Below are 10,744 nucleotides of genomic sequence, written 5' to 3' on the forward strand. Positions count from 1 at the left end.
CCGGCCCAAACTGGCGGACTGGGTGACGCTCGCGATGGTGATCGCGGTCAGCGGCGCAGCGGTGTGGCTCGAGACGATCTTGCACGCCACCCACTAGGCCTTCTCGGCGGCGTAAAAGACCGTGCGCTCGAGCGCTAGTCGCGTAGCTTGAGCAGGTGGCCGACATTCACCGCACTCGCACCATCGCGGCCCGGGTCGGCGAGATCTGGGATGTCCTTGCGGACTTCGGCTCGATCAGTGCATGGGCCGACAACGTCGACCACTCGTGCATTCTGTTCTCCGGTACCGATGGGGGACTCCTCGGTACCGCCCGACGAGTCCAAGTCAAACGCGACACCCTCGTCGAGCGCATCACCGAGTTCGACCCGCCGCACGCCCTCGCCTATGACATCGAAGGCCTGCCCAGCCGCGTTCGCGTGGTCAGCAACCGCTGGACACTCGCGGCAACCGCCGCCGGCTCGGCCCAAGCGACCCTGGTGACCCTGACCAGCACGGTCGAAATCGGTTCTCGCCCAAGCCAGAAGCTGGCCGAACGCGTCCTGTGCCGCTTTCTTGCACGGCAGTCCGACGTGATGCTCGCCGGGCTCGCGAACCGATTGGAGAATGCCCGTGTCTGATCGCCCCGGCCTCCGCCCCGATGTCATCGTCATTGTTACCGACGAGGAACGCGCGGTTCCGCCGTACGAAGCTCCTGACGTGCTCGCATGGCGCGACCGAACGCTGACCGGCCGCAAGTGGTTCGATGATCACGGCGTCAGTTTCGAGCGGCACTACACCGGCTCGTTGGCCTGCGTGCCCAGCCGCCCAACGATTTTCACTGGGCACTACCCCGACCTGCACGGGGTCACCCAGACCGACGGCATCGGAAAGACGGCCGACGATTCCCGCATGCGTTGGCTCCGTCCGGGAGAGGTGCCGACGCTGGGTAACTGGTTCCGCGCGGCCGGATATGACACTCACTACGACGGCAAGTGGCACATTTCGCACGCCGACCTCATCGACGCGGCCACCGGACGCCCGTTGGCCACCAACGACGACGACGGTGTCGTCGACTTTGCCGCGGTGCGGCGCTATTTGGAGGTAGATCCGCTGGGGCCGTTCGGTTTCTCCGGATGGGTGGGCCCTGAGCCGCACGGGGCGCTCTTGGCCAACGCGGGCGTCCGCCGGGACTCCCTGATCGCGGGCCGGGTCGTCGCCTGGCTCACCGACCGCTACGCCCGCCGTCGCGCCGGCGAACCGGCGGCGCTGCGTCCGTTCCTCCTGGTGGCCAGCTTCGTCAACCCCCACGACATCGTGCTGTTCCCCTCCTGGTCGCGCCGAAGCCCGGTGAAGCCGTCACCGCTGGATCCCCCGCCGGTACCCCCGTCTCCCACCGCGGACGAGGACCTGTCGACCAAGCCGGCCGCGCAAATCGCATTCCGCGAGGCCTACTACTCCGGCTACGGCCCGGCGCCCGTGGTCAACCGAACCTACGACCGTGACGCCCAGCGCTATCGCGACCTCTACTACCGCCTGCACGCCGAGGTGGACAGGCCGATCGACCGCGTCAGACGGGCGGTCACCGAGGGCGGGTCGGCCAACGCGGTACTGGTCCGCACGGCCGACCACGGGGATCTCCTGGGCGCCCACGGCGGACTGCATCAGAAATGGTTCAACCTCTATGACGAGGCAACCCGCGTTCCCTTCGTGATCGCCCGTATCGGCGAGCGCCCGACCAAGTCCCGGGTCGTCACCGCACCCACCTCGCACGTCGACCTGGTCCCGACACTGCTGGGAGCGGCCGGCCTGGACGCCGCTGCGATCGCTGCGACGCTGGCCGAGTCGTTCTCGGAAGTTCACGAACTGCCGGGCTGCAACCTCATGCCGATCGTCGACGGTGCGCCGGCCGACGATACGCGAGCCGTTTACCTCATGACCCGTGACAACATGCTCGAGGGCGACTCCGGCGCCTCGGGCCTGGCGCGCCGTCTGAAACGGACCGTCAATCCGCCTGCGCCACTGCGCATTAGGGTGCCCGCGCACACCGCCTCCAATTTCGAGGGATTGGTCGTCCGCGTCGACGACGTTCCCGGAGGCGCCAGGCACCTGTGGAAGCTGGTGCGCACCTTCGACGATCCGGCGACCTGGACCGAACCCGGCGTGCGTCACCTGGCGGCCAACGGGCTGGGCGGAGAGGCCTACCGGACGTCTCCGCTCGACGACCAGTGGGAGCTGTACGACCTCACTGCCGACCCGATCGAAGCCGACAACCGCTGGACCGATCCGGACCTGCACGACCTGCGTCAGCATCTGCGGATGCGGCTGAAACACGCCCGGGCCGTTTCCGTCCCCGAACGAAACCAGGCGTGGCCCTATGCATCTCGCAGACCGCCGACGGCAGCAAGGCCACGGTCGTGGGGGCTGACGCGGCTGGTTAGGGCCGCATTCGGCCGCTAATCACATGGGCCACCTGAGTACCATCCGTCGGCCACTACACGAACCGCGAATCTGATATCGCATGTGATATCACATTCGAAAGTCGACCCATGCTAGGGAGCGCGACGCCGTGCCGGCCTCAGGTCCGCATCCGTTCGATGAGGTTCGACAGCACGACGATGCTTTCGCTGCGTTCGATATGTGCGCTGGACCGGATTCGCTCGAGGGCCGCCTCCAGGTGCCGCATGTCGCGGGCCAGAACGTGCAGGATCGCATCCGACGTGCCGGTCACCGTCGCCGCGCTGACCACCTCGGGCATGTCCACCCACGCCGCGCGCAGCTGATCGGGCGCGATCGTGCCGTGGCAGTACACCTGCACATAGGCCTCCGTGTTCCAGCCCAGCGCATTGCGGTCGACGACGGTAGTGAAGCTCTTGATCACCCCGGTGTCCAGCATCCGGTCGACGCGACGCTTCACCGCCGGTGCGGACAGGTTCACCGCCTGTCCGATTTCGGCGAAGGTGGCCCGCGCGTTCTCGGTCAGCTCGGCGAGGATTCGCTCGTCGGTGCCATCGAGTCGATCCATCGCCCTCCCTAAGTCGTGCGCAACAAATCGCTGTAGTGGGAATCCTAGCGCAATAAATCGAGCCTAGACACGCAAGTATCGTCGTTTGCTTGTTCGGTAGGTCCAAAATATCGTTGATTTATGACGGATTTCTACGCCGCCGCACCCGCCCCCCCGGCATGGCCAGGGGCGGAGTCCACCAGGCTCGGCCGCACGTCCCGGACTCGCCGGTACGCGATGACCCCGCCGACCTTCTTCGCTGTCGAGTACGCGATCAATCCCTGGATGGACGTCACCACACCCGTCGACGTCGACGTCGCCCAGGCGCAGTGGGACGCTTTGCGCCAGACGTACCTACGGCTGGGTCACCACGTGGACTTGATCGAGCCCGTGCCCGGGCTTCCGGACATGGTGTACGCCGCCAACGGTGGGTTCATCGCGAACGACATTGCCATCGTCGCCAAGTTTCGATTCGCCGAGCGGGCCGGCGAGTCGCGGGCCTACTCCAGGTGGATGTCGTCGCTCGGCTACCGGCCTGTGTCCACGCGTCACGTCAACGAGGGACAGGGCGATTTGCTGAAGGTCGGCGAAATGGTGTTGGCGGGCTACGGCTTTCGCACCGACCGGCGCGCGCACTCCGAAATCTCCGCAGCGCTGGGCGTGCCCGTCGTCTCGCTGGAGCTGGTGGACCCGCGCTTTTATCACCTCGACACCGCGCTGGCCGTTCTCGACGACCATACGATTGCGTTCTACCCGCCCGCGTTCAGCGCGGCGGCGGCCGACCAGCTGCGTGCGCTGTTCCCCGACGCCATCGTGGTCGCAAGCGCCGACGCTTATGTGCTCGGTCTCAACGTCGTGTCCGACGGCCGCAGTGTTGTACTTCCCTCTGCCGCAACTAGTTTCGCTACCCAGCTGCGTGACGCCGGCTTCGAGCCGGTCGGCGTGGATCTGTCCGAGCTGCTCAAGGGCGGCGGTTCCGTCAAGTGCTGCACATTGGAGGTATTCCCATGACGATTCTCGACGCCCCGGGTGAAAGGATCGCCGCGAACGGAACCGGAACCGCGATCGGACTGGTCGAAAGATATGCGGCGCACAACTATTCGCCCCTGCCCGTGGTGGCGGCAAGTGCCGAGGGTGCGTGGATCACCGATGTCGATGGCCGGCGCTACCTGGATTGTCTGGCCGCCTACTCGGCGGTCAACTTCGGCCATCGCAACCCCGAGATCACCGCGACCGCCCACGCGCAACTCGACACCGTCACGCTGGTGAGCCGCGCATTCCATTCCGACAATCTCGGGCCGTTCTGCGCCGCGCTCGCCCAGTTGTGCGGCAAGGACATGGTGCTGCCGATGAACTCGGGCGCTGAAGCCGTGGAGAGCGGTCTCAAGGTCGCCCGCAAATGGGGCGCCGACGTCAAGGGCGTTCCGGCGGGCCGGGCGAAGATCATCGTGGCCGACAACAACTTCCACGGCCGCACGATCAGCATCGTCAGCTTCTCATCGGATCCGACGGCGCGGGACGGCTTCGGGCCGTTCACCCCGGGTTTCCGCTCGGTGCCGTTCGGCGACGCCGCGGCGCTGGCCCGGGCGATCGACGACGATACGGTGGCGGTGCTGCTGGAGCCGATCCAGGGCGAGGCGGGCATCATCGTCCCGCCCGACGACTACCTGCCGACCGTCCGCGCGCTGTGCAGCGAGCACAACGTGCTGTTGATCGCCGACGAGATCCAGTCGGGGCTGGCTCGGACCGGCTACACGTTCGCCTGCGACCGCTGGGGTGTCGTGCCGGATGTCTACCTGCTTGGCAAGGCCCTCGGCGGTGGCGTGGTTCCGCTGTCGGCGGTGGTCGCGGACCGCGAGATCCTCGGCGTGCTGCATCCGGGCGAACACGGCTCGACCTTCGGCGGCAACCCGTTGGCCGCAGCGATCGGCACCACGGTGGTTTCGATGCTCGCGCGGGGGGAATTCCAGGCCCGCTCGGCCGAATTGGGCGCGCACCTGCACAAGCGCCTCCGACGGCTGATCGGCCACGGCGTCGTCGGGGTTCGCGGCCTCGGACTGTGGGCCGGGGTCGACATCGAACCCACGCTGGCCACCGGCAAGGAGATAAGCCTGCGGTTGGCCGACCGCGGCGTCCTGGTCAAGGACACCCACGCTTCGACGCTGCGGTTCGCGCCGCCGCTGGTGATCACCGAGCAGGAGATCGACTGGGCGGTGAACCAATTCGCCACCGCATTGAGCGAGGCCTGATAATCAGCTGATCCAGCAACAGGAGGCGGAATTGCCAGCCCCTTCGATCAGCCTGACAGAGCAGATGCTGCGGCGCCGCCCGGTAGTCGGCGCCCCCGTCGCATCCGGGGCCGCAGACCACCTCAAGCGCAGTATCGGCACGTTCCAGCTGACGATGTTCGGGGTCGGTTCGACGGTCGGTACCGGCATCTTCTTCGTGCTGTCTCAGGCGGTGCCGGAGGCCGGTCCGAGCGTCATCGTCTCGTTCCTCATCGCCGGCTTCGCGGCTGGACTCTCCGCTATCTGCTATGCCGAATTGGCCTCTGCCGTGCCGGTTTCGGGTTCGTCCTACTCATATGCGTACGCCACCCTGGGTGAGGCCGTTGCGATGGGCGTGGCGGCCTGCCTGCTGCTGGAATACGGAGTGTCTACCGCCGCCGTCGCCGTGGGGTGGAGTGGCTACCTCAACAAGCTGCTGAACAATTTATTCGGATTCCAGATGCCGCACGCGTTGTCGGCGGCGCCATGGGACACCGAGCCGGGCTATGTGAATCTGCCGGCGGTCGTCCTGATCGGACTGTGCGCGGTGCTGCTGATCCGCGGCACCAGCGAGTCGGCCGTGGTCAACGCGATCATGGTGCTGATCAAGCTGGGCGTGCTGGGCATGTTCGTGATCATCGCGCTCACCGCCTACGACGCCGGCCACTTCAAGGACTTCGCCCCATTCGGCGTCGCCGGCATCGGCTCGGCGGCGGGCACGATCTTCTTCTCGTTCATCGGGCTTGACGCGGTGTCGACCGCGGGCGACGAGGTGACGGACCCGCAGAAGACGATGCCGCGTGCACTGATCGCGGCCCTGGTGATCGTCACCGGCGTCTACGTGCTCGTCGCGCTCGCCGCGCTTGGCACCCAGCCCTGGCAGAACTTCGGTGAGCAGCAAGAGGCCGGGCTGGCCACCATCCTCGACAATGTCACGCACAGCATGTGGGCCAGCACAATTCTGGCCGCCGGCGCGGTGATCTCGATCTTCAGCGTCACGCTGGTCACCCTGTACGGCCAGACCCGCATCCTATTTGCCATGGGACGTGACGGGCTGCTGCCGTCGCGGTTGGCGCAGGTGAATCAGCGCACGATGACCCCGGTGACGAACACAGTGATCGTCGCGATCGCCGCGTCGCTGCTGGCCGCCTTAATACCCCTGCAGAAGCTGGCGGACATGGTTTCCATCGGCACGCTGACCGCGTTCATCGTCGTATCCGTCGGGGTGATCATTCTGCGGGTGCGCGAGCCCGACCTGCCGCGCGCGTTCAAGGTGCCGGGTTATCCCGTAACACCCGTCCTTTCGGTGCTGGCCTGCGGATATATCCTCGTCAGCTTGCACTGGTACACCTGGATCGCATTCAGCGGATGGGTCTCGCTGGCGTTGATCTTCTACCTGGTATGGGGTCGCCACCACAGCGCTCTCAACGGTGACGCCGATGGCCTCATCCCGACCCCTGAAGCCCCGGTAGCGCAGGAAGGCGAAATGTTCGACCGTCCCCCGAAGGAAATGCGGTGACCGTCGTCGTCGGCTACCGCGCCGACGAGGTCGGTCTGTCGGGATTGCACCTGGCCGTCCGCGCCGCGCGCACGCTCGGTACGTCGCTCACGGTGGCGACTATCGTGCCCAAGCCGTGGCTGACACCGTCGCTCGCTCGTGTCGACGCCGAGTACGAGCACTGGGCGGACCATCTGGCCGCGGACTCGGCGAAGAAGGCCGCGGATTTCCTCAGCAATTTGGCCGACGGGATCGAGGTCACCTACCTCCATCGCGCGCACCGGTCCGTGTCGGCCGGGCTGATCGAGGTCGTCGAGGAGGTCGGCGGCGAGGTTCTGGTGCTGGGGTCGTTGCCCAGCGGTGGGCGCGGCCAGGTAGTGATCGGCACGACCGCCGACTGGCTATTGCACGCATCGCCAGTACCGGTGGCGATCAGCCCCCGCGAATATCGTTCCGGCACGGGCAGATTGACACGGCTCACCTGCGCCTACTCGGCCACGCCAGACTCGATCGACGTGGTGAGGCGCTGTGTCGAGACCGCCGAGCGATTCGGGCTGCCGCTGCGGGTGCTTACCTTCGCGGTCCGCGGTAAGACGATGTATCCGCCAGAGGTGGGGCTAGACGTCGAGGATGAGGTCCTGCAGGCTTGGGCCGTGCAAGCACGAGAAATCCTGGGCAATCTCAAGGACGATGGGATAGTCGGCGAAGACGTTGTGCTGGAAGTGGTTACCGGCCAAGGCTGGGACGAGGCGCTTGGCAAGACGGACTGGGAGGCCGGCGAGATCCTCGCAGTGGGCACCCGGCCGCGTGGCGAAATCCGCAGGGTGTTCCTCGGTTCCCGCAGCGCCAAGATAATCCGCGAGAGCCCGGTGCCGGTGCTGGTGCTGCCCGGCTAACGCCGATCAGCGCTGCGCGGCGGCGCTGGCCGCCGCCTGGGCGCGTTTCAGGGTTGCCGCGACATCGCCTCGGCCCAGGAACATTTCGTCGAAATAGCTTTGCAGGGCCGTGTTCCCGGCGGCGAAGCCGGCGCCGCCCGGGGCTGGGATGCGCGGGCCGTCCAACACGGAGAAGAAGGGTTTGACGTCGATGCCCTCGGCGGCCCAATAGTCGAAGTAGACCCGCTGAGCTGACAGCACCGCGGGGATGGCCGCGCCGCGCCGGCCCAGATATGCATTGCCTTCACTGCTGCCCATCCACGCCAAGACCTGCCGCACCGCGTCCGGATGTTTGGTCGCCGAATTGCCCACCGCGGCAATGCCATTGGTGACGCTCACCCGGCCCACCGGACCCGCTGGCATCATTGCGACACCCCAGCGGAAGCGCGCGTCGCGGGCCACCGGCTCCAGGTTGTAGGTGCCGGACTGGAAGAGCGCCATCCTGCCCGCCAGAAACTGGTTTCGGGAGAAGTCGCCGTTGTCGTTGGTGTCCGAGGCGGGCGGCGCGACGTGGTCGTCGTTGATCAGACCGACCAGATAGCGGAAGGCCGCCACCGCCGCGGGATTGTCGAAGGCGAACTCGTCGCCGCGCTGGAACACGCCGCCCGCCGAGCCGATGTAGTTCAGATAGATGCCCTGGGGGTCGTTGGCCGCGTTGTATCCCCATTGGCGGACCCGGGCGGCGTCGAAACGTGGTGTCCCTGCTGCATTTCCATTGGCATCGACGGTCAGCCGGGCCAGCAGGGGGCGCAACGTGTCGTCGGCATTGGGGCTCCACCGCAGGCTGTCGAGCTGATCAGGATCAACACCGGCGCCCCCGACCAGGTCTGCGTTGTAGTACAGCGCGATCCCGGCATCGGTGAGTTGCGGCACACCCCACAGCGCACCGCCGCGGGTGAACTGGTCGACCACCGCCGGCTCCCAGTCCGAGGCGGCACCCGGGCCGAGAATCTTGCCGATGTTCAGCAACCGGCCGCCGTCGGCATAAGCGGCAAGGTATGCATTCGACAGCCAGAAGATGTCGTCGGCGCTGCCGCCGGCGACGTCGGTGCGCAACGTGTCGAAGTAGGTCGAATACGCAACGATGTTGGTGCGTACCTCGATATTGGGATGCGCGCGGGTGAACGCGTCGAACGACTGCCGATACGCCGCGGAGATCTGGTCGGCCCAGAGCCGCACCCGTACGACGATCTTTCCGCCGTGAGGTTCGCCGGAGTAGTCCAACAGCACCGCGGTGGCCGCCAACAGCACGGCGACGAGCGCCAGCGCCGCGACGACCAGGGTGGAAAAGCGCGGCCGTGTCATGGTTTGCGCCCAGCGTGCCGTGGGGGCCGTAATTCTCTGAGAATGACAGCCGTAACCGCGATCTCGGCGTCGAACGGACTCACTTGAGCCCCGAGACGACGATCGAAGCGACGATGTGGCGTTGGAAGATCACGAACAGCGCGATCAGCGGCACGATCGCGACGGTCGTCGCCGCCATCACCAACGTCCACTGGGAGTTGAACCGCGACTGCAAATCGGCTGTGGCCACCGTGAGCACCCGCCACTTGTGTCCGCTGGTGATCACCAACGGCCACATGAAGTTGTTCCATTGCGAGACCACCGTGATCAGCGTCAGGGCGGCCAGGACCGGACGGCTGGACGGAATGATCACGTGCGCGATCACGTCCAGGGTGTTGGCGCCGTCCAGGCGCGCGGCGTTGATCAGGTCGTTCGGGATGATGCGAAAGTGCTCGCGCAGCAGGAAAATCGCGTACGGCGAGCCGAACATGAACGGCAGCACCAACGCCCAGAAGGTGTTCCGCAGACCCAGCTGGGCCATCATCAGATACAGCGGCACCACCGTCACCGTCCCCGGCACCATCAGCGTCGCGATGTAGACCCAGAACAGCGCATCGCGTCCCGGAAACTGTAAGCGAGCGAACGCGTATCCGGCCAGCACCGAAAAGGTCAGCTGGCCCACCAGAATCACCGCCGTCATCAAGGCGGTCACCGCCGCCGCGCGGCCGAACCCGGCGCCGCCCAGATCGGCGTAGTTGGCCAGCGTGGGTGGCCGCGGCAACTGCAGCGGCGTACCCGTGACGAACTGGTGCGATGACGTGAACGACGTGAGCAAGCCAAGTCCGAACGGCGCCAACGTGATAAGCGCGCCCAGCACCAGCCCGACGTAGATCACAGCATTGGAAAGGCGGCTAGACGAGGTCATAGCTGATCCGCCGGCGGAAGTACAAATGCTGGACAATGGTGACGCCGATCAGGATGAAGAACAGCACCACCGCCATCACCGACGCCCGCCCGATCGCCGCCGAGCCGAACGCCTCGGCGTAGATGCGGTGGGCCACCAGATCGGTGCTGCCGGCCGGTCCGCCACCAGTCAGCGCGTAGACCATGTCGAAAACCTGCGCCGTGCTGACGATCCCGGTCACCAGGACGAAGAACATCGTCGGTCGCAGCAACGGCAGGGTGATGCGGCGCAACCGCTGCCAGGCGGTGGCGCCATCGGTGCGCGCGGCGGCGTGAATGTCGTCGGGGATGGCCAGCAGGCCCGCCAGGAATGACAGCGAGACATATCCGACGTTGGTCCAGACGACGACGGCCGAAACCAGCGGCAGCGCGAAGCTGGGATCGGAGAGCCAACCGATGGTGTGTCCAAGGACGGCGCTGACGGCGCCGTCGGTGGGAGCCAAAATCCAGCGCCACAGCACCGCGATCGCCAGCGGGGCGCAGATCCACGGCAGCACGTACACGGTGCGAAACAGCCCGGTGCCGGGAAGCTGGCGCGCCAGCATCGACGCGGCCAGCAGCCCCAGCACCGTCTGCGCGGGGACGACGATCGCCACGAAGACGGCCGTGACAATCAGCGAGTTGGCGAAGCCGGAGTCGCTCAGCACCGACCGCCAGTTGGCCAGCCCCACATAGCGCAGCGGACCCAGCAGGTCCCACCGATACAGGCTGAGCCAGATCACGACCAAGATGGGCAGCAGCAAGAAGGCGACCACACCGAACAGGCTGGGCGCCAGCAGGGCGTAGCCCAGCGCGCCGGTTCGAGGTCGTTTCCTCG

Annotated in this window: 10 protein-coding genes; 6 read left to right on the plus strand and 4 right to left on the minus strand. The window is 66.5% G+C overall.

The features are described 5' to 3' along the window. The first annotated feature begins 155 nt into the window (after positions 1-155). Complete coding sequence (locus ACLP4W_RS10130; protein ID WP_442386003.1) at positions 156-617, plus strand: SRPBCC family protein; 462 nt, start codon at positions 156-158, stop codon at positions 615-617. Continuing rightward, on the plus strand, positions 610-2,436 hold the full coding sequence (locus ACLP4W_RS10135) for a sulfatase-like hydrolase/transferase (RefSeq protein WP_442386004.1): 1,827 nt from the start codon (positions 610-612) through the stop codon (positions 2,434-2,436). Before ACLP4W_RS10130 ends, ACLP4W_RS10135 begins: the two co-directional genes overlap by 8 nt. A gap of 118 nt (positions 2,437-2,554) precedes the next feature. On the opposite strand, the gene ACLP4W_RS10140 is transcribed toward ACLP4W_RS10135, so the two are convergent. Next, positions 2,555-3,001 (minus strand): Lrp/AsnC family transcriptional regulator, encoded by a 447-nt coding sequence (locus ACLP4W_RS10140; RefSeq protein ID WP_442386005.1) that lies wholly within the window; start codon positions 2,999-3,001, stop codon positions 2,555-2,557. Between the two features lie 120 nt (positions 3,002-3,121). Between ACLP4W_RS10140 and ddaH the strand changes: the two genes are divergently transcribed. The 4 genes from ddaH to ACLP4W_RS10160 are packed head-to-tail and all read left to right on the plus strand — an operon-like array spanning position 3,122 to position 7,641. Next, the gene (ddaH, locus tag ACLP4W_RS10145; RefSeq protein ID WP_442386006.1) at positions 3,122-3,991 is read left to right on the plus strand and encodes a dimethylargininase; all 870 of its coding nucleotides are present in this window, start codon (positions 3,122-3,124) and stop codon (positions 3,989-3,991) included. Then, positions 3,988-5,229, plus strand: a complete 1,242-nt coding sequence (rocD, locus tag ACLP4W_RS10150; protein ID WP_442386007.1) for an ornithine--oxo-acid transaminase — start codon at positions 3,988-3,990, stop codon at positions 5,227-5,229. The genes ddaH and rocD overlap by 4 nt, the downstream gene beginning before the upstream one ends. A gap of 31 nt (positions 5,230-5,260) precedes the next feature. Beyond that, on the plus strand, positions 5,261-6,766 hold the full coding sequence (locus ACLP4W_RS10155) for an amino acid permease (protein WP_442386008.1): 1,506 nt from the start codon (positions 5,261-5,263) through the stop codon (positions 6,764-6,766). Further along, positions 6,763-7,641 (plus strand): universal stress protein, encoded by an 879-nt coding sequence (locus ACLP4W_RS10160; RefSeq protein ID WP_442386009.1) that lies wholly within the window; start codon positions 6,763-6,765, stop codon positions 7,639-7,641. Before ACLP4W_RS10155 ends, ACLP4W_RS10160 begins: the two co-directional genes overlap by 4 nt. 6 nt (positions 7,642-7,647) lie before the next feature. Here the strand turns inward: ACLP4W_RS10160 and ACLP4W_RS10165 are convergent, their stop codons facing one another. The 3 genes from ACLP4W_RS10165 to ACLP4W_RS10175 all read right to left on the minus strand — a co-directional run bounded on the left by ACLP4W_RS10165 (position 7,648) and on the right by ACLP4W_RS10175 (position 10,718). Then, positions 7,648-8,985, minus strand: a complete 1,338-nt coding sequence (locus ACLP4W_RS10165; RefSeq protein WP_442386010.1) for an ABC transporter substrate-binding protein — start codon at positions 8,983-8,985, stop codon at positions 7,648-7,650. Positions 8,986-9,064: 79 nt separating this feature from the next. Beyond that, complete coding sequence (locus tag ACLP4W_RS10170; protein ID WP_442386011.1) at positions 9,065-9,889, minus strand: carbohydrate ABC transporter permease; 825 nt, start codon at positions 9,887-9,889, stop codon at positions 9,065-9,067. Beyond that, positions 9,876-10,718, minus strand: coding sequence for a carbohydrate ABC transporter permease (locus ACLP4W_RS10175; RefSeq protein ID WP_442386012.1), 843 nt, complete (start codon positions 10,716-10,718; stop codon positions 9,876-9,878). The genes ACLP4W_RS10170 and ACLP4W_RS10175 overlap by 14 nt, the downstream gene beginning before the upstream one ends. Between the last annotated feature and the right edge of the window lie 26 nt (positions 10,719-10,744).

Origin of the sequence: Mycobacterium sp., assembly GCF_052145595.1 — a bacterium.
Classification (GTDB): Bacteria; Actinomycetota; Actinomycetes; order Mycobacteriales; family Mycobacteriaceae; genus Mycobacterium.

Coding starts and splice junctions, on each gene's coding strand:
- ACLP4W_RS10170 (WP_442386011.1), bottom strand. CDS start 9,889: ATGACCTCGTCTAGCCGCCTTTCCAATGCTGTGATCTACGTCGGGCTG.
- ACLP4W_RS10165 (WP_442386010.1), bottom strand. CDS start 8,985: ATGACACGGCCGCGCTTTTCCACCCTGGTCGTCGCGGCGCTGGCGCTC.
- ACLP4W_RS10140 (WP_442386005.1), bottom strand. CDS start 3,001: ATGGATCGACTCGATGGCACCGACGAGCGAATCCTCGCCGAGCTGACC.
- rocD (WP_442386007.1), top strand. CDS start 3,988: ATGACGATTCTCGACGCCCCGGGTGAAAGGATCGCCGCGAACGGAACC.
- ddaH (WP_442386006.1), top strand. CDS start 3,122: ATGACGGATTTCTACGCCGCCGCACCCGCCCCCCCGGCATGGCCAGGG.